The 26,941-nt window shown below is 34.4% G+C and carries 22 protein-coding genes and 4 tRNA genes; 2 read left to right on the top strand and 24 right to left on the bottom strand.

All coding sequences use genetic code 11. The features are described from left to right. The first annotated feature begins 750 nt into the window (after positions 1–750). The gene (locus tag ACP7AQ_RS14225; RefSeq protein WP_426064228.1) at positions 751–2,340 is read left to right on the top strand and encodes a peptide chain release factor 3; all 1,590 of its coding nucleotides are present in this window, start codon (positions 751–753) and stop codon (positions 2,338–2,340) included. Positions 2,341–2,468: 128 nt separating this feature from the next. On the opposite strand, the gene ACP7AQ_RS14220 is transcribed toward ACP7AQ_RS14225, so the two are convergent. From ACP7AQ_RS14220 to ACP7AQ_RS14125, 20 genes are all read right to left on the bottom strand, one after another. Next, positions 2,469–2,831, bottom strand: coding sequence for a hypothetical protein (locus tag ACP7AQ_RS14220; RefSeq protein ID WP_426095929.1), 363 nt, complete (start codon positions 2,829–2,831; stop codon positions 2,469–2,471). Between the two features lie 449 nt (positions 2,832–3,280). Then, positions 3,281–3,592 carry a DUF3467 domain-containing protein gene (locus tag ACP7AQ_RS14215; RefSeq protein ID WP_073354716.1) on the bottom strand — a complete coding sequence of 104 codons (312 nt, stop codon included), beginning with the start codon at positions 3,590–3,592 and terminating at the stop codon, positions 3,281–3,283. Position 3,593: 1 nt separating this feature from the next. Next, positions 3,594–7,907, bottom strand: a complete 4,314-nt coding sequence (gene rpoC / locus ACP7AQ_RS14210; RefSeq protein ID WP_426064044.1) for a DNA-directed RNA polymerase subunit beta' — start codon at positions 7,905–7,907, stop codon at positions 3,594–3,596. A 325-nt stretch (positions 7,908–8,232) separates the two neighbouring features. Continuing rightward, entirely contained in the window at positions 8,233–12,045 is a 3,813-nt protein-coding gene (rpoB, locus tag ACP7AQ_RS14205; protein ID WP_091202325.1) for a DNA-directed RNA polymerase subunit beta, read from the bottom strand. A 276-nt stretch (positions 12,046–12,321) separates the two neighbouring features. Next, positions 12,322–12,690 carry a 50S ribosomal protein L7/L12 gene (rplL, locus tag ACP7AQ_RS14200; RefSeq protein WP_091202326.1) on the bottom strand — a complete coding sequence of 123 codons (369 nt, stop codon included), beginning with the start codon at positions 12,688–12,690 and terminating at the stop codon, positions 12,322–12,324. A 90-nt stretch (positions 12,691–12,780) separates the two neighbouring features. After that, positions 12,781–13,293 (bottom strand): 50S ribosomal protein L10, encoded by a 513-nt coding sequence (gene rplJ / locus ACP7AQ_RS14195; protein WP_091202327.1) that lies wholly within the window; start codon positions 13,291–13,293, stop codon positions 12,781–12,783. Positions 13,294–13,315: 22 nt separating this feature from the next. Next, positions 13,316–14,005: a 50S ribosomal protein L1 gene (gene rplA / locus ACP7AQ_RS14190; protein ID WP_091202328.1), complete on the bottom strand. Its 690-nt coding sequence runs from the start codon at positions 14,003–14,005 to the stop codon at positions 13,316–13,318. A gap of 13 nt (positions 14,006–14,018) precedes the next feature. Further along, positions 14,019–14,456 (bottom strand): 50S ribosomal protein L11, encoded by a 438-nt coding sequence (gene rplK / locus ACP7AQ_RS14185; RefSeq protein ID WP_035639405.1) that lies wholly within the window; start codon positions 14,454–14,456, stop codon positions 14,019–14,021. Between the two features lie 68 nt (positions 14,457–14,524). Further along, positions 14,525–15,076, bottom strand: coding sequence for a transcription termination/antitermination protein NusG (nusG, locus tag ACP7AQ_RS14180; protein WP_426064046.1), 552 nt, complete (start codon positions 15,074–15,076; stop codon positions 14,525–14,527). Between the two features lie 10 nt (positions 15,077–15,086). Beyond that, positions 15,087–15,284 (bottom strand): preprotein translocase subunit SecE, encoded by a 198-nt coding sequence (gene secE, locus ACP7AQ_RS14175; protein ID WP_091202330.1) that lies wholly within the window; start codon positions 15,282–15,284, stop codon positions 15,087–15,089. Between the two features lie 17 nt (positions 15,285–15,301). After that, positions 15,302–15,372: transfer RNA gene (locus ACP7AQ_RS14170), tRNA-Trp, on the bottom strand. A 63-nt stretch (positions 15,373–15,435) separates the two neighbouring features. Then, positions 15,436–16,623, bottom strand: coding sequence for an elongation factor Tu (gene tuf / locus ACP7AQ_RS14165; protein WP_091202331.1), 1,188 nt, complete (start codon positions 16,621–16,623; stop codon positions 15,436–15,438). Positions 16,624–16,677: 54 nt separating this feature from the next. Further along, positions 16,678–16,749: transfer RNA gene (locus ACP7AQ_RS14160), tRNA-Thr, on the bottom strand. A gap of 78 nt (positions 16,750–16,827) precedes the next feature. Further along, positions 16,828–16,908: transfer RNA gene (locus ACP7AQ_RS14155), tRNA-Tyr, on the bottom strand. 33 nt (positions 16,909–16,941) lie between these two features. Beyond that, positions 16,942–17,015: transfer RNA gene (locus ACP7AQ_RS14150), tRNA-Thr, on the bottom strand. A 90-nt stretch (positions 17,016–17,105) separates the two neighbouring features. Further along, positions 17,106–17,408, bottom strand: coding sequence for a ribosome hibernation-promoting factor, HPF/YfiA family (gene hpf / locus ACP7AQ_RS14145; protein ID WP_426064047.1), 303 nt, complete (start codon positions 17,406–17,408; stop codon positions 17,106–17,108). A gap of 30 nt (positions 17,409–17,438) precedes the next feature. Further along, on the bottom strand, positions 17,439–18,335 hold the full coding sequence (locus tag ACP7AQ_RS14140; protein WP_426095928.1) for a tyrosine-type recombinase/integrase: 897 nt from the start codon (positions 18,333–18,335) through the stop codon (positions 17,439–17,441). 67 nt (positions 18,336–18,402) lie between these two features. Next, the gene (rpsU, locus tag ACP7AQ_RS14135) at positions 18,403–18,597 is read right to left on the bottom strand and encodes a 30S ribosomal protein S21 (RefSeq protein ID WP_035670421.1); all 195 of its coding nucleotides are present in this window, start codon (positions 18,595–18,597) and stop codon (positions 18,403–18,405) included. Positions 18,598–18,921: 324 nt separating this feature from the next. Next, positions 18,922–20,091 (bottom strand): acyl-CoA dehydrogenase family protein, encoded by a 1,170-nt coding sequence (locus tag ACP7AQ_RS14130; RefSeq protein WP_426064049.1) that lies wholly within the window; start codon positions 20,089–20,091, stop codon positions 18,922–18,924. Positions 20,092–20,258: 167 nt separating this feature from the next. Continuing rightward, the gene (locus tag ACP7AQ_RS14125) at positions 20,259–21,053 is read right to left on the bottom strand and encodes a ComEA family DNA-binding protein (RefSeq protein WP_426095927.1); all 795 of its coding nucleotides are present in this window, start codon (positions 21,051–21,053) and stop codon (positions 20,259–20,261) included. Between the two features lie 373 nt (positions 21,054–21,426). Between ACP7AQ_RS14125 and ACP7AQ_RS14120 the strand changes: the two genes are divergently transcribed. Then, positions 21,427–22,878 (top strand): amino acid permease, encoded by a 1,452-nt coding sequence (locus ACP7AQ_RS14120; RefSeq protein WP_426064051.1) that lies wholly within the window; start codon positions 21,427–21,429, stop codon positions 22,876–22,878. Positions 22,879–22,953: 75 nt separating this feature from the next. Here the strand turns inward: ACP7AQ_RS14120 and ACP7AQ_RS14115 are convergent, their stop codons facing one another. The 4 genes from ACP7AQ_RS14115 to ACP7AQ_RS14100 form a co-directional block, all read right to left on the bottom strand. After that, on the bottom strand, positions 22,954–23,181 hold the full coding sequence (locus ACP7AQ_RS14115) for a PspC family transcriptional regulator (RefSeq protein WP_091202338.1): 228 nt from the start codon (positions 23,179–23,181) through the stop codon (positions 22,954–22,956). Between the two features lie 55 nt (positions 23,182–23,236). Further along, positions 23,237–24,517, bottom strand: a complete 1,281-nt coding sequence (locus tag ACP7AQ_RS14110) for a DUF2851 family protein (RefSeq protein ID WP_426095926.1) — start codon at positions 24,515–24,517, stop codon at positions 23,237–23,239. Positions 24,518–24,646: 129 nt separating this feature from the next. Continuing rightward, on the bottom strand, positions 24,647–25,129 hold the full coding sequence (locus tag ACP7AQ_RS14105; protein ID WP_426095925.1) for a 3'-5' exonuclease: 483 nt from the start codon (positions 25,127–25,129) through the stop codon (positions 24,647–24,649). 289 nt (positions 25,130–25,418) lie between these two features. Continuing rightward, complete coding sequence (locus tag ACP7AQ_RS14100; protein ID WP_426095924.1) at positions 25,419–26,780, bottom strand: pyridoxal-phosphate dependent enzyme; 1,362 nt, start codon at positions 26,778–26,780, stop codon at positions 25,419–25,421. Between the last annotated feature and the right edge of the window lie 161 nt (positions 26,781–26,941).

Raw genomic sequence — 26,941 nt, 5'->3', positions numbered from 1 at the left:
GGAGCAAATAAAGAACATTTATTCCATTCGAGAGAGAGGGCTTTTTAAAAGTCCTTTCTTTTGAAAAAATGTCTTTACATACACCCTAAAAGTTGCATTAGTTAGTTGAATCTAGTAAATGAAGATGCCTTTGATACTAATAATCTAAAGCGTTTACATGATGATATGATGGGAAAAAGAATTAGGGTACGTTTATATCTTGACATATGAAGGGTATCCAACACTACTTTATCGCACCATGAAGAATGGCTGAACAAAACAAAAATGAACAATCTAATCCGGATTCATAGTAATGAAGCTTTCGGGAAAACATCAATTTTGTGTAGCGATTCCGATAAATATATTGTTCGCAGAAATGGTAATAATGAAAACCTTGTTTTAATGTTTTACATTAACAATTCCTTATCATTTCAAGAAAGATAGATTCAAACGAATTGGTTCGATGCTAAAATCAAAGAATTCATTGTAAATTCAATTTGGTTACAAACAAATCAAGCAGAAAAACGGGTAAAAATTTAGTGTAAACCAAACGGATATTCTTTTTAGTCAATCAATAGGTAATCCGATAACATTATTAAGACTGTCTGTAAAGATAGGCTTACGTTTTTTCTCTAGTTTTAAATTTGGACATTCGATGCTTGAATTAAATTAACAGAATTCAATTGACAAAACTCGCATACTCCATTTAGACTGTACAATTTTTTCAAATGGCGTTTATAAATAGTACTTTTGCAAACTATTTATACAAATATGGGCTTTTTAGAAGAAATACAACGCAGAAGAACTTTCGGGATTATCTCACATCCTGATGCCGGAAAAACAACACTTACTGAAAAACTCCTCCTTTTTGGTGGTGCAATTCAGGAAGCAGGTGCTGTAAAAAACAACAAAATAAAAAAAGGCGCTACCAGTGACTTTATGGAAATTGAACGCCAAAGAGGAATTTCGGTTTCTACTTCGGTTTTAGCGTTTAATTATAAAGACAAGAAAATAAACATTCTCGATACTCCGGGACACAAGGATTTTGCCGAAGATACTTTTAGAACTTTGACTGCTGTTGATAGTGTTATAGTTGTAATTGACGTTGCCAAAGGTGTTGAGGAACAAACAGAGAAATTGGTGGCCGTTTGTAGGATGCGAAAAATTCCTATTATTGTATTCATCAATAAATTAGACCGAGAAGGAAAAGACGCTTTTGACTTGATGGATGAAGTGGAACAAAAACTGGGTTTAAAGGTCACTCCGCTAAGTTTCCCGATAGGAATGGGTTATGATTTTCAAGGAATTTATAATTTATGGGAACAAAATATCAACTTATTTAGTGGCGACAGCCGTAAAAATATTGAAGAAACAATTGCTTTCTCTGATGTTGAAAATCCAGAATTAGAGAAAATTATTGGTCAAAAACCTGCTGACAGATTACGTGAAGAATTAGAACTGATAGATGAAGTATATCCAAAATTTGATCGTCAGGATTATTTGGACGGAAAACTACAACCTGTATTTTTTGGTTCTGCTTTAAATAATTTTGGAGTTAGAGAATTATTGGATTGTTTTGTTCAAATTGCCCCTTCACCAAGACCAAAAGATTCTGAAACACGACTAGTAGATCCTAAGGAAGAAAAAATGACTGGATTTGTTTTTAAAATCCATGCTAATATGGATCCAAAACACAGAGACCGTCTCGCTTTCATAAAAATTGTATCTGGAACTTTCGAAAGAAACAAACCGTATTATCACGTACGGCAAAAAAAGAATTTAAAATTCTCCAGTCCAAATGCTTTTTTTGCTGAAAAGAAAGAAATCGTCGACATCTCCTATCCTGGTGATATTGTTGGTTTACATGACACTGGAAATTTCAAAATCGGGGATACGTTAACGGAAGGAGAAATCATGAGTTTCAAAGGAATTCCAAGTTTCTCACCCGAACATTTCCGATATATTAATAACGCAGATCCGATGAAAGCCAAACAACTGGACAAAGGAATTGATCAGTTGATGGATGAAGGTGTGGCGCAATTATTCACTTTGGAAATGAACAACAGAAAAATCATTGGAACAGTTGGTGCACTTCAATATGAGGTTATCCAATATCGTTTAGAACATGAATATGGCGCCAAATGTACCTATGAAAACTTTCCCGTGCATAAAGCATGTTGGGTAAAACCAAACGATCTAAAAAGTGAAGAATTTAAAGAATTTAGAAGAATCAAACAAAAATTCTTGGCGCATGATAAATACGGACAATTAGTATTTTTAGCTGATTCTGATTTTACGATTCAAATGACGCAAAATAAATATCCAAATGTGAAATTATATTTTACTTCGGAATTTGAATAGTTTTAAGTAAAAAAAATAATTTTTGGATGATAATATGTTTTTTTAAAATTAAAGTAAAAAAACTGCACAAAAAAAACGCTAACTTAAAAATTAGCGTTTTTTTTATGTCTTTAAAAAATGGATTTGCATTAAGCGACCATACTCTCCAAGTTCACTGCTTTTTTCAAAAAAGCTTTGATTAACAAACGATTTGGTGCTGTTCCTGAAGTAATAACTTGTTTTTTGGTATTTGTTCCTTCAGAATATATTGTACTGTTTGGGTCTTGTTTAGAACCCATAAACCATAACACAAAGTTCATAGTATTTGAAGTAGAAACTGTTGAAACATTATCCTGTCTGGTAGCACTATCTGTTACTTCAATTGTGTTTATTTCAGCTAGATTTTTCGTATTTTGTGCAAAAGTAAAAGTATTTGATACTAAGATAAAAACAAATAACATGAAGCCATTCAATGCGACTTTCTTATTTGCTTTTAAAGAAAAATATTTCATTACGTTTCGTTTTTATAGTGTAAACAGAATTTATTTATCTATTTCGAGTGCGAAAGTATATTATTCATAAGCCATCTAAAAATATTTTCGATGAAGCGCCATTATAATCGTTTAAAGTACAAATTTGTTGTTTACACCGAAGATTTAATAGTAAATTAATGTTGTCATACTACATAAACACCGAAATTTAGAGCGGTACGATATGGGAGAACCCGGGCAATATCTAAGTATTAACTGAATGAATAGTACAATAGTTAATTTAACACTTATTGGTAAGTGCTAAATTAAAAAGGATGTACAAACTTATATTTAATTTGTATAAAGTTGAAAAATCATTTCGAATAACGTGTGTGTCAAATTTTAAAAAATTGAAAAGCATCAACAATTTGTCTCATTCAAGTATAGCTTATCAATAAAAAAGGCTCCATTTCTGGAGCCTTTTAAAAATATTATGCTTGTCCCGCAGGACCAAAATTAAGCGGAATGGGTGCTTGTTCAGTGTCTTTTATTTCGCCATGAGCGACTTCAAAACGATGAATATTTTCTCCAATTGCTTTTAGCAATCTTTTAGCATGTTGCGGCGTCAAGACGATTCTTGATTTCACCTTTGCTTTAGGAATACCTGGCATGATACTTACAAAATCTAAAACAAACTCTGATGATGAGTGATTAATTATTGCTAAGTTGGAATAAATTCCTTCTGCAATTTTTTCATCTAACTCAATATTAATCTGCTCTTGTTGTTGATTAGAATTACTCATCTTAATAAATATATTCTTCTTTGTTAGCCATCATGTCATTGTAATCTTCTTTCGAACCTACAATTGTATTGTCATATTCTCTCATACCCGTTCCGGCAGGGATTCTATGTCCTACGATTACATTCTCTTTCAATCCTTCTAAGTAATCGATTTTACCTGCAACAGCAGCTTCGTTCAATACTTTAGTGGTTTCTTGGAACGACGCAGCAGAGATAAACGATTTCGTTTGAAGCGACGCTCTTGTAATACCTTGTAAAACTGGTGTTGCTGTTGCAGTAACAACATCACGAGCCACGACAAGATTTTTATCTGTACGTTTCAATAAAGAATTTTCATCACGCAACTCACGAGGCGTAATAATTTGTCCTTCTTTTAATGCACTAGAATCTCCAGCATCTTCAACCACTTTCATACCGTATAATTTATCATTTTGAACAATAAAATCTTTAGTATGAATCAATTGATCTTCTAAGAATAAAGTATCACCTGGATCTTGTACTCTTACTTTACGCATCATTTGACGTATCACTACTTCAAAGTGTTTGTCGTTGATTTTTACCCCTTGTAAACGGTATACTTCTTGAATTTCATTTACCAAATACTGTTGAACAGCTGCTGGTCCTTGAATTCTTAAAATGTCATCCGGAGTAATTGCACCGTCAGATAAAGGCACCCCTGCTCTTACGAAGTCATTTTCCTGAACTAGAATTTGGCTTGATAATTTAACCAAGTATTTTCTAACATCACCAAATTTAGATTCGATAACAATCTCACGGTTACCTCTTTTGATTTTTCCAAAAGAAACGACACCATCAATTTCAGAAACAACAGCTGGGTTTGAAGGATTACGAGCTTCTAACAACTCTGTAATTCTTGGTAAACCTCCAGTAATATCTCCTGATTTAGAAGAACGACGCGGGATTTTTACCAATACTTTACCTGCTTTAATTTTCTCACCGTTTTCAACCATCAAGTGGGCTCCAACTGGTAAGTTATAAGAACGAATCAATTCATTGTCTTTACCGTAAACCAATAAAGTTGGAATTAATTTTTTAGCTCTGGATTCAGAAATTACTTTTTCTTGGAAACCAGTTTGCTCATCAATTTCGACCATGAATGATTGACCTTGTTCTAATTCTTCGTAAGCAATTTTACCGGTAAATTCAGAAACGATAACTCCATTATAAGGATCCCATTTACAAATCACATCTCCTTTAACTACAGATTGTCCGTCTTTAACGAAGATACTAGAACCGTAAGGAATGTTATTAGTACTTAATAAGATACCTGTTCTTTCATCGATTAATTTCAATTCAGTAGAACGAGATACTACAATATCAACTGCATTACCTTCACTATCTTCTCCTTTTACTGTTTTTAAATCTTCAATTTCTAGTTTACCATTAAATTTGGTAACAATACTAGATTCTTCAGAAATACCACCCGCAACCCCACCAACGTGGAATGTACGTAATGTCAACTGTGTTCCAGGCTCTCCAATAGATTGTGCTGCAATTACACCAACTGCTTCACCTCTTTGTGTCATTTTACCAGTAGCTAAATTTCTACCGTAACATTTTGCACAAATACCTTTTAACGCTTCACAAGTTAACGGAGAACGAACTTCTACTTTTTCGATAGGAGAAGCATCAATTGCTTTCATTATAACTTCTGTGATTTGCTCACCGGAACGAATTATAATTTCACTGTTCAAAGGATTAACAAGATCTTGTAGAACTACACGTCCTAAAATTCTTTCTCCTAAAGTTTCAACTATTTCCTCATTCTTTTTCAATGCCGATACTTCAACACCTCTAAGTGTACCACAATCATCGATATTAACGATAACATCTTGAGACACATCATGCAATCTTCTTGTTAAATATCCTGCATCGGCCGTTTTCAAAGCTGTATCCGCAAGACCTTTACGCGCACCGTGAGTAGAAATAAAGTACTCAAGGATAGAAAGACCTTCTTTAAAGTTAGAAAGAATCGGGTTTTCAATAATTTCACCACCACCAGCAGTAGATTTTTTTGGCTTAGCCATCAAACCACGCATACCAGTCAACTGACGAATTTGTTCTTTGGAACCCCTTGCTCCAGAATCAAGCATCATATACACCGAGTTGAAACCTTGTTGGTCTTCTCTAATGTTTTTCATTGCTAACTCTGTCAATTGAGCATTTGCAGAAGTCCATACATCAATAACTTGGTTGTAACGTTCGTTATTGGTAATAAGACCCATGTTATAATTCGCAGAAATACCTTGAACTTGTTCTCTGGCGTCTGCAATTAATTTAGGTTTTTGATCTGGAATTCTAATATCCCCAAGAGAGAATGACAATCCACCTTTGAAAGCAAATTTATAACCCATGTCTTTCATATTGTCCAAGAAAGCCGCAGTTGTAGGTACATCGGTAGCGCTTAAAACGTGTCCGATAATATCTCTAAGGTTTTTCTTAGTCAATACATCATTGATATATCCAGCTGCTTCCGGTACTACTTCATTAAATAATACACGACCTGCAGTTGTTTTAATAATTTGGTAAACTAAGTCACCAGCTTCATTAAAATGTTTTGCTCTAATTTTTACAGAAGCATTCAATTCTAATCTACCTTCATTCAAAGCAATATTTACTTCTTCAGCAGAATAAAAAGTAATTCCTTCTCCTAAAATTTTAAGCTCAGGAGTTGATAAACGTTCTTTGGTCATATAATATAGACCCAAAACCATATCCTGAGAAGGTACCGTAATTGGAGCACCATTTGCAGGATTCAGAATATTGTGAGAACCCAACATTAATAGTTGTGCTTCCAAAATAGCTTCTGGTCCTAATGGCAAGTGAACTGCCATCTGATCCCCATCAAAATCCGCATTAAATGCAGTACAAACTAAAGGGTGCAATTGGATTGCTTTTCCTTCAATTAATTTTGGCTGGAAAGCTTGAATACCTAATCTGTGCAAAGTAGGAGCACGATTCAGTAATATTGGATGACCTTTGATTACATTTTCAAGGATATCCCAAACTACTGGCTCTTTCTTATCTATTATTTTTTTAGCTGATTTTACAGTTTTTACGATTCCTCTTTCTATCAATTTACGGATAACGAAAGGTTTGTATAATTCTGCTGCCATATCTTTTGGAATACCACATTCAGATAATTTCAATTCAGGTCCAACAACAATTACCGAACGAGCGGAATAATCCACACGTTTTCCAAGTAAATTTTGACGGAAACGTCCTTGTTTACCTTTAAGGGAATCAGATAATGATTTTAATGGTCTGTTTGATTCCGTTTTTACTGCAGATGCTTTACGAGTATTATCGAAAAGTGAATCTACAGATTCCTGCAACATACGTTTCTCATTTCTTAAGATAACTTCTGGAGCTTTGATCTCCATTAATCTTTTCAAACGGTTGTTACGTATAATTACACGACGGTATAAATCATTTAAATCTGAAGTTGCAAAACGACCTCCATCAAGTGGCACAAGCGGACGTAATTCTGGTGGAATAACCGGTACCACTTTCATAATCATCCATTCCGGACGATTCTCACGGTTCAAGTTAGACTCACGGAAAGATTCAACAACTTGCAATCTTTTCAGCGCTTCAGTTTTACGTTGTTTAGACGTTTCATTGTTAGCATTGTGTCTCAATTGATAAGACAATGCATCAAGATCAATTCTTGCCAATAAATCCATAATACACTCTGCTCCCATTTTGGCAACAAATTTATTAGGATCAAAATCATCAAGATACTGATTGTCAGCAGGAAGCGTATCTAAAATATTTAAATATTCTTCTTCTGTCAAAAAGTCTAATCTTTGTAATGACTCCCCTTCTGCATTTTTAGCAATACCAGCTTGGATTACTACGTATCTTTCGTAGTAAATAATCATATCTAATTTCTTAGATGGAAGACCCAGGATATAACCAATTTTGTTAGGAAGAGAACGGAAATACCAAATATGAGCAATTGGTACAACAAGATTGATGTGACCTACTCTGTCTCTACGTACTTTTTTCTCAGTAACTTCAACACCACAACGGTCACAGATGATTCCTTTGTAACGAATTCTTTTGTATTTGCCACAAGCACATTCAAAATCTTTTACTGGTCCGAAAATACGTTCACAGAAAAGCCCATCACGCTCCGGTTTGTGCGTTCTGTAGTTGATAGTTTCAGGTTTCAAAACTTCACCTCTTGATTCTTTTAAAATCGATTCAGGAGAAGCAAGTCCTATTGAGATTTTATTAAACCTTTTTATAGGGTTTTTATCTTTATTGTTATTATTTCTATTATTCATCATAGCTTTTACTATTGATTTATTTGCAATTAAAAAATTAATTTTATTTCAGTCTTAAAGTCAAATGTCATAAAGTTTTTAAAGCCACGGATGACTTTAGACTTTAGACTTTCAACCTTTTGACTTAAACATGACCTCGAATTACTTCTCTAAACTTCAAATAAAAATTTTGAAGTGCTATTTACAAAACCTATTAAGTCTTAGTAAAAAATCGGAACGGTTTACGGGTATAAATCCTAAAAACTCTTTTAAAAAAGTGTTCAGTATTCAGAATTTAGTGTTCAGTTTAACACTGATTACTAAATACTGAACACTGACTACTAAACTTCTATTCTTCTAAACGAATGTCAAGTCCAAGACCTTTCAATTCATGCATTAATACATTGAATGATTCCGGTAATCCTGGTTCTGGCATGGATTCACCCTTAACGATTGCTTCGTAAGTTTTTGCTCTACCGATAACATCATCTGACTTCACAGTCAAAATTTCTCTTAGCGTACTTGATGCTCCATAAGCCTCAAGTGCCCAAACCTCCATCTCACCAAAACGCTGACCTCCAAATTGAGCTTTACCTCCAAGTGGTTGTTGTGTAATCAATGAGTATGGACCTATAGAACGTGCGTGCATTTTATCGTCAACCATGTGACCAAGTTTCAACATGTAGATAACTCCTACTGTTGCCGCTTGATGGAAACGCTCTCCTGTACCACCATCATATAAATATGTATGTCCAAATCGTGGTATTCCAGCTTCATCAGTCAATTCATTAATTTGATCTAAAGTTGCTCCGTCAAAAATTGGTGTAGCAAATTTTCTACCCAAGTTTTGTCCAGCCCAACCAAGTACCGTTTCATAAATTTGTCCAATGTTCATACGTGAAGGTACACCTAATGGGTTCAACACGATATCAACTGGCGTTCCATCTTCAAGGAAAGGCATATCTTCATGACGAACGATACGAGCAACAATACCTTTGTTACCGTGACGTCCCGCCATTTTATCCCCAACTTTAAGTTTACGTTTTTTGGCAATATATACTTTCGCTAATTTCAAGATTCCTGCTGGCAATTCATCTCCAACAGTAATAGTGAATTTCTCTCTACGTAAAGCACCTTGTAAATCGTTCAATTTAATTTTATAGTTATGAATCAAATCATTAACCATTTTATTAGCTGCATCATCAGCAACCCATTGACCTTTACTTAAGTGAGCAAAATCTTCAACAGCATAAAGCATTTTTTGAGTGTATTTTTTACCTTTTGGTAAAACTTCCTCACCCAAATCATTCATTACACCTTGAGATGTTTTTCCGTTTACGATCAAGAAGAGTTTCTCTACTAATTTGTCTTTTAATTCAACAAATTTAACTTCAAACTCCATTTCAAGTGCTCCTAAAGCATCTTTATCCTGAGTACGTTTACGTTTATCTTTAACCGCTCTTGCGAACAATTTTTTATCTAAAACAACACCATGTAAAGAAGGAGAAGCTTTTAATGAAGCATCTTTTACATCACCTGCTTTATCCCCAAAGATTGCACGAAGCAATTTCTCTTCCGGAGTAGGATCTGATTCCCCTTTTGGAGTAATTTTTCCGATCAGAATGTCCCCAGGTTTTACCTCGGCTCCAATTCTAATCATACCATTTTCATCTAAATCTTTAGTAGCTTCTTCAGAAACGTTCGGTATGTCGTTCGTTAATTCTTCGTTACCTAACTTAGTATCTCTAACTTCTAATGAATAATCATCCACGTGAATAGAAGTAAAAATATCGTCACGAACTACTTTTTCAGAAATTACAATCGCATCCTCGAAGTTGTATCCTTTCCATGGCATAAAGGCAACTTTTAGGTTTCTACCTAAAGCCAATTCACCATTTTGAGTCGCATAACCTTCTGATAATACTTGTCCAGGAACCACTCTATCCCCTTTTCTTACGATAGGTTTAAGGTTGATACTTGTACCTTGATTGGTTTTTCTAAATTTAATTAGATTGTATGTTTTCTCATCCGGCTCAAAACTCACCATTCTTTCTTCTTCAGAACGATCGTATTTGATAGTGATGATATTTGCGTCTACGTATTCGATAACTCCATCTCCTTCAGCATTAATCAATACTCTAGAATCAGAAGCAACTTGACGCTCTAAACCAGTTCCAACAATTGGAGCTTCAGGACGAATTAATGGTACGGCCTGACGCATCATGTTAGATCCCATCAATGCTCTATTCGCATCATCATGTTCCAAGAAAGGAATTAATGAAGCAGAGATAGAAGCAATTTGATTTGGTGCAACATCCGTGTAATCTACACGTGTTGGTTCAATTACCGGGAAATCACCTTCTTGACGCGCAATTACGTCTTCGGCAGTAATTTTTCCAGTAGCATCCATTTGAATGTTTGCTTGAGCAATCATCATTCCCTCTTCTTCTTCTGCGCTTAAGTATACCGGAGTAGAAACTAAATCTACAGTTCCGTTAGTTACTTTACGATACGGTGTTTCAATGAAACCCATTCCGTTTACTTTAGCATAAACACCAAGAGATGAAATCAAACCAATATTTGGTCCCTCTGGAGTTTCAATTGGACATAAACGTCCGTAATGCGTGTAGTGAACGTCACGTACCTCAAATCCTGCTCTTTCTCTCGAAAGTCCACCTGGTCCTAGTGCAGATAATCTTCTTTTGTGCGTAATCTCAGCAAGTGGATTCGTTTGATCCATAAATTGAGACAACTGGTTTGTTCCAAAAAAAGAGTTGATAACAGATGACAATGTTTTTGCATTAATCAAATCTATTGGCGTAAACACCTCGTTATCTCTAACGTTCATTCTCTCGCGAATAGTTCTTGCCATACGCGCTAAACCAACACCAAACTGCTGAGACAATTGTTCTCCAACTGTTCTAACACGACGGTTTGATAAGTGATCAATATCATCAATCTCTGCTTTAGAGTTGATCAATTCAATCAAATATTTCACGATGGTTATGATATCTTCTTTGGTCAAGACTTGCTTTTCCATCGGAGTATCCAGCCCTAATTTTTTATTTATTCTATAACGACCTACTTCACCTAAGTTGTAACGTTGATCAGAGAAAAATAATTTATCAATGATCCCACGAGCCGTTTCTTCATCAGGCGGTTCAGCGTTACGCAGTTGTCTGTAGATATGTTCAACAGCCTCTTTTTCAGAGTTTGTTGGATCTTTTTGTAGCGTATTGTGAATGATCGCATAATCACCTTGATTAGCATCTTCTTTATGCAACAAAATAGATTTAACGTTAGAATCAATGATTTCTTCCACATTATCTTTGTCGATAATAGTATCTCTATCAAGGATTATTTCGTTACGTTCGATAGAAACTACTTCACCAGTATCTTCATCAACAAAATCTTCATGCCATGTATTCAATACACGGGCAGCTAATTTTCTACCGATATATTTTTTAAGACCTGTCTTAGAGACTTTAATTTCTTCAGCTAGATCAAAAATTTCTAGAATATCTTTATCTCTTTCAAAACCAATTGCTCTAAAAAGAGTAGTAACCGGTAATTTTTTCTTTCTATCGATATAAGCATACATTACGCTATTAATATCGGTAGAAAATTCTATCCAAGAACCTTTAAAAGGAATTACTCTGGCAGAATACAATTTTGTACCATTTGCATGGAATGATTGACCAAAGAAAACACCTGGAGATCTGTGTAATTGAGAAACAACTACACGCTCAGCACCATTAATAACAAATGTACCACTTGGTGTCATATAAGGAATTGTACCAAGATAAACATCTTGAACAATAGTTTCAAAATCCTCATGTTCTGGATCTGTACAATATAATTTTAGCCTTGCTTTTAAAGGCACACTATATGTTAAACCTCTTTCTATACATTCTTGAATTGTATAACGTGGTGGATCTACAAAATAATCAAGGAATTCTAATACAAAGTTATTTCTTGTATCGGTAATTGGGAAATTTTCCATGAAGGTATTGTAAAGCCCTTCGTCGCCTCTTTCGTCAGATTTGGTTTCTAATTGAAAAAAATCTTTAAACGATTTAACCTGAACATCAAGAAAATCTGGATAATCAGGAATATTTTTTGTTGAGGCAAAATTCAATCTTTCAGTCTGATTTGTTATCATCTATGGACAAAATTTTGATTAAAAAAGTAATTTTTTTGTACAAATATGGATTTATTTATACTTTCCTTTTACTACCATTACATCTTTAAAAACCAATTTAAGATAACTACTTTCTTATTATCTGTTAATTTTTTTTCCTCGTAATGGGTAAAATAAAACTGTTTTCAAAGACTACTATGTAAATATACAAGGTAGACTTTTGTTATACGAAAAATGGTTTAGGTCATTGGGTGACTAAACCCAAGACCTAAACCTTATTCTTTAAACTGAGTTTAACTATTTTAGTTCAACAACAGCTCCAGCTTCTTCTAAAGATTTTTTAAGCCCTTCAGCTTCTTCTTTAGAAACACCTTCTTTAACATTGCTCGGTGCGCTATCAACTACATCTTTAGCTTCTTTCAAACCTAAACCTGTAAGTTCTTTCACTAATTTTACAACTGCTAATTTAGAAGAACCAGCTTCTTTCAATACAACTGTAAATTCTGTTTGAACTTCTTCAGCAGCAGCTTCACCACCACCCGAAACTACTACAGCTGCAGCAGCTGGTTCGATTCCGTACTCATCTTTTAATATTGTTGCTAATTCGTTAACTTCTTTTACTGTCAGGTTAACTAATTGTTCTGCGAATTGTTTCAAATCTGCCATTTTTTCTATCGTTTTAAAATGATTTGTAAAAATATAATTTATTTATTGTGCGCGTTTTTTAAATAAAATTAGAGTAAAACTCTATTTCTATTATGCTTCTACTTCTTCTGTAGCCTCTTCGCTTTTTGCGAATTGGTTTTGTAGAGCAGAAATAACTCTTTGTGCTGGTGACTGCAATAATCCAATAAGTTCGCCGATAAGCTCTTCTTTAGATTTGATAGTTGCTAATGCATCTAATTGATCATCTCCAATATAAATTTCAGAGTTAATATAAGCTCCTTTTAATACAGGTTTAGCTGATTTTTTTCTGAAATCTTTGATAATTTTACCAGGAGCATTTGCTATCTCAGAAATGAATATAGCGCTATTACCAGTCAAAACTGAAGGTAAATCTCCATAATCATTAGCTGAAGCTTCCATAGCTTTTGCAAGCAAGGTATTTTTAACTACTTCTAATTTTATACCTGCTTTAAAGCAAGCTCTTCTCAAGTTTGAAGTTGATTCTGCATTCATTCCAGAAATATCAGATACATAAACAATGTTTGTACCAGCTAACTGTGCAGTTAAAACTTCAATCGCGATTGATTTTTCTTCTCTAGTCATACTAAAAATTTTTAACTACCAATTATACTGCTTTAGGATCCAATGCAATTGCAGGACTCATAGTGCTCGTTAGGTAAATACTTTTGATGTATGTTCCTTTAGCAGCAGTTGGCTTAAGTTTGATTAATGTTTGAATAATTTCGTGCGCATTGTCAACGATTTGCTCGATTCCAAAAGAAATTTTACCAATTCCTGCATGCACAATACCAGTTTTATCAACTTTAAAGTCAATTTTACCAGCTTTAACCTCTTGAACAGCTTTTGCAACATCCATAGTTACAGTACCTGTTTTAGGGTTTGGCATTAAACCTCTAGGTCCTAATATACGACCTAATGGACCTAATTTACCCATAACAGAAGGCATAGTGATGATAACATCAACATCTGTCCAACCGTCTTTAATTTTTTGCAAATAATCGTCAAGACCTACATAGTCTGCACCAGCTGCTAAAGCTTCCGCTTCTTTGTCTGGAGTAACTAATGCTAACACTTTAACGTCTTTACCAGTTCCATGAGGCAATGTTACCACACCTCTAACCATTTGATTCGCTTTTCTTGGATCTACACCCAAACGTACTGCGATATCAACAGACTCATCAAATTTTGCAGAAGCAACTACTTTTATCAATGCCGCAGCATCTTTAAGAGAATATAGTTTGTTCTTTTCAATTTTTGAAGCAGCCTCTTTTTGCTTTTTTGTCAATTTTGCCATGTCTTTCTCTTAATTAAAAAGGAGAATCTCCTGATACAGTTATACCCATAGACCTAGCGGTTCCAGCAATCATGCTCATAGCAGATTCGATTGTGAATGCATTTAAATCTACCATTTTATCTTCAGCAATTGCTTTGATAACGTCCCAAGTAACGCTTGCTACTTTTTTACGATTTGGTTCACCTGATCCTGACTTTAGCTTTGCAGCTTCCAATAACTGGACAGCAGCTGGAGGAGTTTTTACAACAAAATCAAATGATTTGTCTTTATACACAGTTATTTGTACTGGGCATATTTTGCCGGGTTTATCTTGAGTTCTAGCATTAAATTGCTTACAGAATTCCATGATGTTTACCCCAGCAGCTCCTAAAGCAGGTCCAACCGGTGGCGACGGATTCGCAGCACCTCCCTTAACTTGTAGTTTAACTACCTTACTAATTTCTTTAGCCATTTTTTAAAAAATTTAACACTACAATCAGTGGAAGCGATTGTAATGGATATTATAGATGTAACAAAAAATTATACTTTTTCAACTTGCATAAAACTCAACTCTAATGGTGTTTTTCTTCCGAAAATCTTAACCATTACTTCTAGCTTACGCTTTTCTTCATTAATTTTTTCAACAGTACCGTTAAATCCATTAAAGGGCCCATCAACAACCTTAATCGTCTCACCGATATTGAAAGGGATTGAACGAGTGTCTGTATTTACAGCCAACTCATCAACTTTACCTAACATTCTGTTTACTTCAGAAATTCTCAAAGGAACAGGCTCTCCACCTTTTATTTCGCCTAAAAAACCAATAACACTTGTTATAGACTTGATAATGTGCGGTATTTCACCAATAAGATTCGCTTCAATCATAACATAACCAGGAAAATAAACTTTATCTTTTACGATTTTTTTTCCTTCTTTCACAGTAACGACTTTTTCAGTAGGAACTAAAACCTGAGAAACGTAATCTTCCATCCCTAATCTTGCGATTTCAGTTTCGATGTATGCTTTCACTTTATTCTCTTGTCCACTTACTGCCCTAACGACATACCACTTTTTAACATTATTATCTGCCATAATAAAAAGATTAAGCTTTTATCCAGTTAAAAAATCCAGCTAAAGCTTTTGCGAAAATTTCATCTACACCCCATGTTGCCAAGGCGAATAATACTGAAAAAACAGCAACAACAATCGTTAGACGTTGCACCTCAGGCCAGGCAGGCCAAGTTACATTTGACTTTAATTCCTCAAATGCTTCCGATAAGTAATTAACAACTTTTGTCATTATGATTTATTTTTTTGCACGGGCGGAGGGATTCGAACCCCCATCAACGGTTTTGGAGACCGCTATTCTACCCTTGAACTACGCCCGTTAGTTAAAAGCCAGCGATTTTTCAGTTATGAAAATCAACTGGCTTTATATATTTTTTGAGATATTATCCTACAATCTCAGTTACTTGTCCAGCACCTACAGTTCTACCACCTTCACGGATAGCGAAACGTAAACCAACGCTCATTGCGATTGGGCTTAACAAAGCAACATTGATAGTTAAGTTATCTCCTGGCATTACCATCTCTACACCTTCTGGTAAAGTAATAACTCCTGTTACGTCAGTTGTACGTACGTAAAACTGTGGACGGTAGTTATTATGAAATGGCGTATGACGACCACCTTCTTCTTTTTTCAAGATATATACCTCAGCTTTGAAAGTAGCGTGTGGCTTAACTGAACCTGGCTTAATGATAACCATTCCTCTTTTGATAGATTCTTTATCAACACCACGTAACAATAAACCTACGTTATCTCCTGCTTCACCTCTATCAAGAATTTTACGGAACATCTCAACTCCAGTAATAGTAGAAGTCAATTTTTCAGCTCCCATACCAATGATTTCAACAGCATCACCTGTATTAGCAATTCCAGTCTCGATACGACCTGTAGCAACAGTTCCACGACCAGTAATTGTAAATACATCTTCAACCGGCATCAAAAATGGTTTTGCTGTATCACGAATTGGTTCTTCAATCCATGAATCACAAGCGGCCATTAATTCAATAATTTTTGGTACCCAAGTTGGATCACTATTCAATCCTCCAAGAGCAGACCCTTGAATAACTGGACAATTATCTCCATCATATTCATAGAAAGACAATAAGTCTCTGATTTCCATTTCAACAAGTTCCAATAATTCTTCGTCATCAACCATATCCACTTTATTCATGAATACTACCATTCTAGGAATACCTACTTGGCGACCTAAAAGAATGTGTTCACGTGTCTGTGGCATTGGCCCATCAGTAGCAGCTACAACAAGAATAGCACCGTCCATTTGAGCAGCACCAGTAACCATGTTTTTTACGTAATCCGCGTGACCAGGACAGTCAACGTGAGCGTAATGACGGTTTGCAGTTTCGTACTCAACGTGAGATGTGTTAATTGTAATACCTCTTTCTTTTTCTTCAGGTGCATTATCAATTTGATCAAATGATTTTGCTTGACAGTAACCAGCATCAGATAATACTTTAGTGATTGCCGCTGTTAATGTAGTTTTTCCGTGATCCACGTGCCCAATTGTACCAATGTTTAAGTGGGGCTTGTTACGGTTAAAGGTTTCCTTTGCCATTTTACTTAATTTTTAATCTTAGTTATATATTAATTTCTATTTCCTACTTACTTGAGCCAATGTCGGGAATTGAACCCGAGACCTCTTCCTTACCAAGGAAGCACTCTACCCCTGAGCTACACCGGCAGAGAATTCCGTTTAAACTATAAATGTTGAATTTTAAATTAATTTAAAAATATAATTCAACAATTTAGAGAGTACTAGTGGGGAGAGCAGGATTCGAACCTGCGAAGTTCACACAGCAGATTTACAGTCTGCCCTCGTTGGCCGCTTGAGTATCTCCCCTACTTTTTCTATCATCAAACCTTTACAGTCTTGAGCCGGCGGAGGGACTCGAACCCACGACCTGCTGATTACAAATCAGCTGCTCTAGCCAACTGAGCTACGCTGGCGAATCAATAAAAAAAGTCCGCTATTTCTAACGGACTGCAAATGTAGAGATTTTATCTCTCAATCAAAACATTTTTTTGAAAAAATTTACATTAAACATGAGAACTTATCTTTTCTTTTCTTTTTAACAACATTCGTTCTAAAGATTCTGCCGAAAGTTCCAAAGCCTCTTCAAAAGTTTTACACTGCTTTTTTACTAAAAAATCATCTCCGGGGACATTAATTTTCACTTCCGCAATTTTATTCTCTTTATCACTTGTCTTTTCAACTTTCAAAAAAACATCCGCTGACACGACTTTGTCATAGTACTTTTCTAACTTGTCCATTCTTTCTTGAACAAAATCTACTAGCTTTTTGTCAACAGTAAAGTTAACTGCATGAACACTTACCTTCATAATCACCTTTTTTAATTGTTACACATTATATCACTTCTGCCCTCTGGGATGGGCATCTTTGTGCACATTTTTAAGTTCTGACAAACTACTATGAGTATAAACCTGAGTAGACGCGAGACTGGAATGCCCTAATAATTCTTTAACTGAATTTAAATCTGCTCCATTATTTAATAAATGTGTCGCAAAAGTATGCCTCAGTATATGAGGACTCTTTTTTACTTTTTCAGAAACAACACTAAAGTTAGAATTTATTAATCGATACACAAAAGAATCATTTAATTTTAACCCTTTTTTGGTAAGAAAAAAATAATTATTATCAACAATATCCGACAGTAAAGTTCTTTCATATAAGTATAATGAAAACTGATCTGTAATTATTGATAAAAAAGGAAGAATGCGCTCTTTGTTTCGCTTTCCCAACACTTTTATAGTACCACTCGATAAATTAATATTTTCTATTTGAAGATTAATCAATTCAGCTCTTCGCATTCCTGTCGTGTAAAATAAATCAATAATAAGCTTATTCCTGACCTCTTCAAATCCAATTGTATTTTGTATTTGATCCAGAACTGCCAGCACTTCCTTTTCAGAAAAAGGAATTTGTATAACCTTGGGAGTTTTGAGCGCTTTATGTTTTAAAAGCGGACTAACTCGTATTTGTTTCGTTTTTAATAGAAACTTGTAAAACGCTTTTAAGGAAGCTATCTTTCTATTCACCGAAACATTGGATACTGAATCATCAACTAATGAAACTATCCAATTTCTAATTTGACCGTAGTGAACCTGATCAATATTTTCCTGATCAAAATGGAGCTTATTAAACGATTCAAAAGAATTAATATCTTTACAATACGCCGTTATTGTATGTGAGGAATATTTCTTCTCTAAGCAGAGATAATCTCGAAATGCATCTTTATTTGTAGACATAAAAAAACCGTTAGCATCAAAGTTATAAAATTTTGATGACTAACGGTTTTTTATTTAATGGAATCGACTAACTTTCTAAGTTATCTCTCATATTTTGGATATAAGCCGCTTTTTGAATTTTGATTCTATTAGTAACTGAAGGCTTAATAAAAGCAGTACGTGCTCTTAATTGACGTACAGTTCCTGTTTTATCAAATTTTCTTTTGTAACGTTTTAACGCTCTATCGATATTTTCTCCGTCTTTAATTGGTATAATTAACATAATATAGACACCCCCTTTCTTTAAGTGTGCAAAAGTAAATAAATTTTTGAATTTTTAGTTATGAATTGCTGATTTATTTTGAGCGTGCTTGCAAAACATCAATTCCGTAACACGATTACGTTTTCATTTACTCTCAGGCATTCGCTGCAATCTTTTCCGTAGCGACGCACCTGTAAAGGATTTCCACTACTATTTTCGGCACAAAAAAAGAGTCAAAAAATAAATTGACTCTTTTTTTTCTTTATTAAAACCCACTTTATTGAGCCTAAAGCATCATGTTACGAAAAACTTATTCGCTTTTGATATAATTGTTTTAAGGCCAAACTACTTTACTGCAGGCTCGTAATTCTGATTATCAATAATCATTTTTCCTAAAATCTCTTTAAGAATTTCTGAAGTTCCTCCGCCTATTGGTCCTAAACGACTGTCTCTAAACAAACGTGCTAATGGATACTCCTCCATGTAACCATAACCACCTAACATTTGTAAACAGCTATAAATAGCCTCATCTGCAACTTTAGTAGATTTTAGCTTAGCCATAGTCGCCTCCTTTACAACGTATTCTCCTTTGTCTAAACGAGCGACTGCGGCGTAGTTAAAAACCTTACAATGTTCTACCTCCGTTGCATGCTCAACAAGCGTATGTCTCAATGCTTGATACTTACTGATTTTTTTTCCGAAAGCTTCTCTATGAGACATGTAATCTATTGTATAATCTATCGCATATTCTCCTCTAGCATGCGCGTTTATCGCCATTATTAAACGCTCCAAAGCAAAATGCTGCATGATATAAGGAAATCCCTTCCCCTCTTCACCCATTAAGTTTTCTGCTGGAATCTCTACGTTATCAAATGCGATTTCAGCTGTATCGGATGCTCTCCAACCTAATTTATCTAACTTGACAGCCGATATACCTTTCAAACTGGTATCCATTAAAAATATGCTGATCCCTTTATTCCCAAGTTCAGGACTAGTTTTTGCAGCAACAATATAATAGTCTGCATAAACTCCGTTTGTAATAAATGTTTTGGAACCATTAATAATATATTTATTTCCTTTTTTGACGGCATTAGTGCGCATCCCCGCAACATCACTACCTCCAAAAGGCTCTGAAATACATAAAGCACCTATTTTTTTTCCCGCGATACTTGGTATTAAGTAGTCTTGTTTTATTCTTTCGTCACCTTCTGCATTCAAATGGGTCATTGCTAAATATGCATGAGCCCACATTGCAGCAGCAAAACCTGACGACTTAATTTTTTGTAATTCTTCGAGAAAAATAACAGTGTAAAATAAATCTAGATCCAGACCGCCATAAGCCTCTGGATATGCAAGACCAAAATACCCCATCTCGCCAAATTTCTCCCAAATAAAACGGTCTATCGTACCTGTTTTTTCCCATTTTTCTATATGCGGAACAACTTCTTTCTGCAAAAAGTCTTTTAAACTTTCTCTAAATGCTTGGTGTTCTTCAGTGAAATAAATTGAATTCATATATTGTATATTTTTTTAACAAATGGTATTAATTGAAACATAATGATGCGGTGATGTTTCAGTTTTTGCTTTTTTTAACGGTTAAAATAATTAGTAAATAAAAAAGTAATGCATCTATTTAAAAATGTAAAATAATACTACTTTCCATAGCTTTAAATTTGATACTTCTAATTAAAGTCCAAATATAAGCCAATTATATTTGCTTTATCAACAGGAAATCCCTTAATTTTTGTTAAATCCTCAATATTCTTAATATTTCCATTCATACTCCTGTACGTTACGATTTCCTTAGCCAACGCGTATCTAAAATAATGAAACTGTGAAAGCTCCCTCAACGAAGCGTTATTGACCTCTATTTTTTTAAATCGTGGTACTGCCAAAACTTTAAAATGTGTTATTAAATTTTCAATTACTTCAGGTGATAATCCCCAAATATCCTGCATTTGTTCCATCGAAACAAATCCTCCTAAAGTTTCTTTTTGTTTCAAAATACGAACAGAAATAGCTTCGCCAATTCCGTAAATTTTGACTAAATCTTCTTTTGTCGCCTGATTAATATCGATTAAAACAATTTTTTCATTTTTAGAGAAATCAATATATGGACGCTTTTTATATTCTTTGAGTTCTTTCTTATTATTTACCCAATCCGGAAATTTGAAATAAGGCGAAATCAAATTTAATAAGGAATCGGAGATTTTAGTCACATTTTGAAATTCTTCGGGTGAGTTGACGTATTTATTTTTTTTTCTAAAAACCAACAAGCGATCAATTTGTTCCACTGACATTCCTAATTTGTATCCTTTATAATCTGTTATGAAATTAGGATTAAAAAGATACAATTTAGGCAACTTTCTGCTATCATCTATTTTCATAGAATCAACTTGAGATTGCAAAGAAAGCCATTTTTGCTTATCAGGATATTCTCCGGTTTTAAAACTAAAGTCTGCAAAAAAATAAATCATTTGCAAAAAAATTATGATTGCAAATAACACGAAAATACCCGTACGTTGCTCTCGAGTGAGGCTAAAGAAAGTTTGCACTGTTTTAAAATTCATGTAAAATATCAGGATTAAAATCGTACAATAAGTTTTTTAAATTTAGAAATTAAATCCAAACCTATTACTTTCCGACGAAAAATAGTTGAAAGAAATAAAACATAATTTAAAATAAAGTAAAACTTCGCATTACTACATTTAAAAAATGTTATTTCTTAAGATAAACATCAAATAAAGATAATGAAATTACTTTTTTGCAACTTAAAATTCAATTATTGTTTTTATTTTTTATAAAAAACAATACATTTGGAGCTTAATAACAAACAAAATCATATAACCCATGTCAATTTGGAAAACTAAACCCCTTTCGGTATTGCTAAATGAAGCATCAGAATCTGAAAAAGGATTAAAAAGAACATTATCGTCAGGCTCTCTTGTCGCACTTGGAGTTGGAGCAATTATTGGAGCAGGATTATTTTCGTTAACAGGAATTGCAGCGGCAGAGCATGCAGGACCGGCGGTAACGCTATCTTTTATATTGGCTGCTATAGGGTGTGCCTTTGCTGGATTATGCTATGCAGAATTTGCCTCTATGATACCTGTTGCAGGTAGTGCATACACTTACTCTTACGCCACTATGGGAGAATTCATGGCGTGGATTATAGGTTGGGATCTAGTCTTAGAATATGCCTTGGGAGCAGCAACTGTGGGTGTTAGTTGGTCACGTTACCTCCTTGAGTTATTAAGCAAATATGGCGTTCATCTTAATCCTAATTTTATTTGTTCTCCGTGGGAAACTTTAACATTAGGTGACGGTACGGTGATTAACGGTGGGTATTTTAACCTTCCCGCAGTGTTAATTGTTTCGCTACTTTCCTTGTTATTAATTAGAGGAACTAAAGAATCAGCATCTATCAATAATGTTTTAGTAATTCTGAAAGTTATAGTTGTTATTATTTTTATAATTGTTGGATGGCAATTTATTGACCCGGCAAATTACGCTCCATACATTCCGCAAAACACAGGAGTTAAAGGGGAGTTTGGATGGTCTGGAATTGCAGCAGGAGCGGGAACCGTATTCTTTGCTTTTATTGGTTTTGATGCTGTTTCAACAGCAGCACAAGAAGCAAAAAATCCTCAAAAAGGAATGCCGATTGGAATCTTAGGATCACTCGTTATATGTACAATCTTGTACGTGCTGTTTGCTCACGTTATGACTGGACTTGTGCCTTATTATAAATTTGCTAACGATGCAAAACCAGCTGCGACTGCTTTTGCTGTAACAGGTTATGATTTTCTTCAAACTGGACTAATTGTTGCTATTTTAGCCGGATATACTTCCGTAATGTTGGTGATGTTGATGGGACAAAGTCGTGTTTTTTACACCATGAGTAATGATGGTTTATTACCCCCTTTCTTTAGTGAAATTCACAAGAAATTCAGAACTCCATGGAAAACAAATCTTTTCTTTATGGTTTTTGTCAGTTTATTTGCCGGTTTAGTTCCCGTAAGTGATTTAGGACACATGGTAAGTATCGGAACCTTATTAGCTTTTGTATTAGTGTGTATTGGTATTTTGGTAATGAGAAAAAAAATGCCAGATGCCCCTAGAGCTTTCAAAACGCCTTTTGTGCCTTATGTACCTGTAGCCGGTGTTTTGGTTTGTCTGTACTTGATGTATTCGCTTCCTTATGAAAGTTGGATCCGATTAGTATTATGGATGGCATTAGGTGTTATTATCTATTTTATTTACGGAAAGAAAAAAAGTAAGTTAAACAATCCTGAGAAGTAGATTGATATCATAAGTAAAAAAGGGATTATAAAGTAAATGAAATACTTCATAATCCCTTTTTTAATTTGAATGCATTTATAAATCAAAAACCGAAGTCCGTTTTGCCCGAATCAAATCCTTTAATCGTATCCAGAAAGCCAGCGTTAAATAAACGGCAAACCACAATCCAGCGGTGGCAAACGATAAATAAATAAAAAAAAGTCGTACGCTACTGGCACGCATTCCTAAAGTATCCGCTAAACGGGAGGAAACATGAAAACCGTGTTTCTCAAAAAAAAACTTGAGTTTTATAATCGCTGACATTTTATTAATTATTCGTTATGTGCAAAATTACAAAATTATATAATTGACGCCTTTGCTAAACCACTAATTGTTTTTTCAACAATTCTATTCCCACACCACACTCTAAACATTTACTTTTGTTGCAGTATTCATTCTTGAGTTGTAGTAATGACTGTGTGTCAAAAGCGCTTTTTGAAACAATTCCGAAAGAATTAAACTTATCAATAATAGCATTTTTTTCAGGTGCAACTTCATTTAAGAGACGAATTAAATCATCAGAAATTTCTTTTCCCTGACTTTTTGCAAAAGCGAATTGTAGCGGAATTATGGTATTTATAACAATCAAATCGATGAAAGATTTAGAAAGCGATTTCTTTTTTTTCGGACTTTCTTTATCAAATTGATAATGATTGAGCCAATATTCAGAAGCTGATACCTGAAACAAATTATAACAGCTTTTCAAAGAATTTAACGTGTTGATTCTCGAAAATAAATTCTGTTGGCTATTGTATAAATTAGCCAATTGCGAGAGCCTGATCGTTGGGAAATTATCCGGACGATGCTTAAAAAATTGAACAGGTTCCACATATGGCTTATCGAATTGATATTTATGCAGCAAATAAAAATACCTGAATTTTAAATCCTTAAAATAATTATCTTCCTTTTCAGAATCCAATAATCCAGCAGTTCCAAAAATCAAAGCTTCTAAATTTTCAACCTCAAAACTTTCTTTTCTTATGACAGGAAAAGGAATAGTTTGGGCAATTTTAAAAAAGATTTCACCGTTAGTATTTAATCCGAAATTTTTGGCCAAAAGACAAAACAACAACGCTTCCCAATCGTGATTCGTTTGTTCCAGTAAATCAAATATCAGCTTGGATTTTCTTTCTAAGCGTTCAAAAAATAGACGTTCCTGCCAATTTTTAAACACAAATTCCTCAATTTCCTGAATTTGCTTTTCACAAAAAATCCACGATTTTGGAGCCATTAAAGATTGGTAGTTCTCCACGGTACTTTTATCAACGTATTTCTTCAATTCCAAAACGGGAATTTCAATATTGTTTTTTCTAAAAATTTCCGTATCGTGTTCCCACACCACATGAAGAATCACATTTTTATAGGCTTCATCTCTTTCGTGATGATGCACATACCAGTCTGAAGATTTAAGATGAATTTCTACATTTCCCGCCCATTTTTGATTACCAATAGTTATTTGGGCATTAAAAAAGTCAGGTCCGGCAAGTTCTAAATACTGACCAACATTGATAATTGTGATTTCCTCTCCATTGAAGGTTTTCAAATTCAAGGTATCAAACTTCTTGAATTTCCACAGATAATGAAGGAAATCTTCTTTCATATTGACCATATTAGATTGAATACTAATGTAGTAAAAAAAGAAATAGCAAATTATTTAAATTAAAAATGAAACATCGATTTCATGTAGAAAACAAATTACATTATGATAATTAGTAAAATAATCGTGATTTTATTTCATCAAATATAATTTGGCGCAAGCCCGAGCATCCGATAAAGCTTCGTGGTGATTTAATGCGATATTCATTTCCCGACAGCAATCACTCAATTTGGTTGGTTTTAATCCTTTGGCTCTGTAAATTTTCACGGTACATTCCCATCGAGAAGCGATATTTAAATCCGCGTAATCTAAATTATAAAGCGCCATTGATTTCGCCAAAACATTCCTATCAAAACTTTCATTGTGGGCTACTACAACTTTATTTCGAAGTCTTTTTTGAATTTCGGGATACACTTGGGCAAATGATTTTGCATTCACGGTATCGCGAGGATATATACCATGCACTTGAATGGTAAAAGGCGAATATAAATTGTTTGGAGGTTTAATCAAGCTGACAAACTCATCTGTAATTATTCCGTTTTCAACGGTAACAATACCTACGGAACAGGGATGATATCCTATTGCCGTTTCAAAATCTATAGCAGTAAAGGTCAATTTAATTTTAGATTTGGGATTGATTCGCCAGTTCGCCCTCTTGGCTCGTGTAGCGATTTTTATATTAGATCTACAAAAATACTATCAATTATACAAGTTCAACGCATTCGACAGCTTTCTTTTCATTTCCTCTTGTAAACTTTTAGGTTTTAAAACTTCTACTTCAGCAACAACGTTTACAAATTACAATTTCCTAAAAAATAATATTATTAAACTGCATTAAAAAAAAACCTGCAAGGTTCGAAAAACCTTGCAGGAGAATATAAAGCAATAAATCCGTGTTTTAAGCTTATTTTATTGAACCAATAATATCATATTTGGTAATAATATGGTGACTTCCATTTTCTAATTCCACTAAAACAGCTTCATTTTCTTTCGTGAATAATTTTGAAACTTCTTCGATAGGTGTTCCGTGTTTCACTATTGGGAAAGGTTTCCCCATAATTTCCTTAATTGGTTTATCTGATACATCTTTGTCAGCCACGTAACTTTGAAACAAATCACTTTCATCAACAGAACCTACAAATCCAGTGATATCAATTACCGGAATTTGAGAAATCTTGTATTTACGCATTCTTTCAATAGCATGAGAAACCAACTCTTCAGTACGCACCACAATTAATGGTTTATCGATATGATCCTTAATAACATCTTCGGCCTTTGTGATTTCTTCTTCCAGAAAACCACGTTCCCGCATCCAGTCATCATTAAACATTTTGCCCACATAACGACTTCCTGAATCATGAAAAAGTACCACAACAACATCTTCGGGTTTAAAATGTTCTTTAAGCTGTAACAATCCTTTTATTGCTGCTCCAGCAGAATTCCCAACAAATATTCCTTCTTCAAGCGCAATTTTTCTGGTGTACACTGCAGCATCTTTATCGGTTACTTTTGTGAAACCATCAATTAGAGAAAAGTCAACATTTTTTGGAAGAATGTCTTCTCCAATTCCTTCGGTGATATACGAATAGATTTCATTTTCGTCAAAAATTCCTGTTTCGTGGTATTTTTTAAACACAGAACCATACGTATCAATTCCCCAAATTTTAATGCTTGGATTTTTCTCTTTCAAGTATTTTGCCACTCCGGAAATTGTTCCTCCAGTTCCTACACCAACAACAAAATGAGTGATTTTACCACCTGTTTGCTCCCAAATTTCGGGACCCGTTTGCTCATAATGCGCTATTGCATTTGAAGGATTATCGTATTGATTTACATACCAGGAATTAGGAGTTTCTTCTGCTAATCTTCTAGAAACAGAATAATAGGATCTTGGATCAGTAGGTTCTACATCCGTAGGACATACCACAACTTTTGCTCCCACTGCACGAAGAATATCCATTTTCTCTTTGGACTGTTTGTCTGAAATTACACAAATCAGTTTATACCCTTTTATAATAGCTACTAATGCCAATCCCATTCCAGTATTCCCTGAAGTCCCTTCGATGATTGTGCCGCCTGGTTTCAAGCGTCCATCGGCTTCAGCATCTGCAATCATTTTTACGGCCATCCTGTCTTTTACTGAATTTCCAGGATTGAACGTTTCGACTTTTGCAAGTACCAAAGCCTCTACTTCAGCAGTTACTTTATTGAGTTTAACTAAAGGTGTATTGCCGATTGTGCCTAATATATTTTCTGCGTAGCGCATTGTAATATGAATTTAAGATTGTGATTTTGTTGTAAATACTGGTGCAAAGATAGTATTTTGTTATAAAATATTCTTCTTTATGGGATTTTGCGTTCGTGATAACAGCGACATCCTTTACTTGCTTTCTTTAAGCAAGGAAAGATATAGCGGAAAGCACGATA

It is taken from the genome of Flavobacterium sp. DSR2-3-3 (genome assembly GCF_049896585.1).
In the GTDB taxonomy this organism is placed as follows: domain Bacteria; phylum Bacteroidota; class Bacteroidia; order Flavobacteriales; family Flavobacteriaceae; genus Flavobacterium.
Note: the sequence above shows the minus strand (reverse complement) of the source record. Positions and strands in the feature narration are given on the sequence as shown.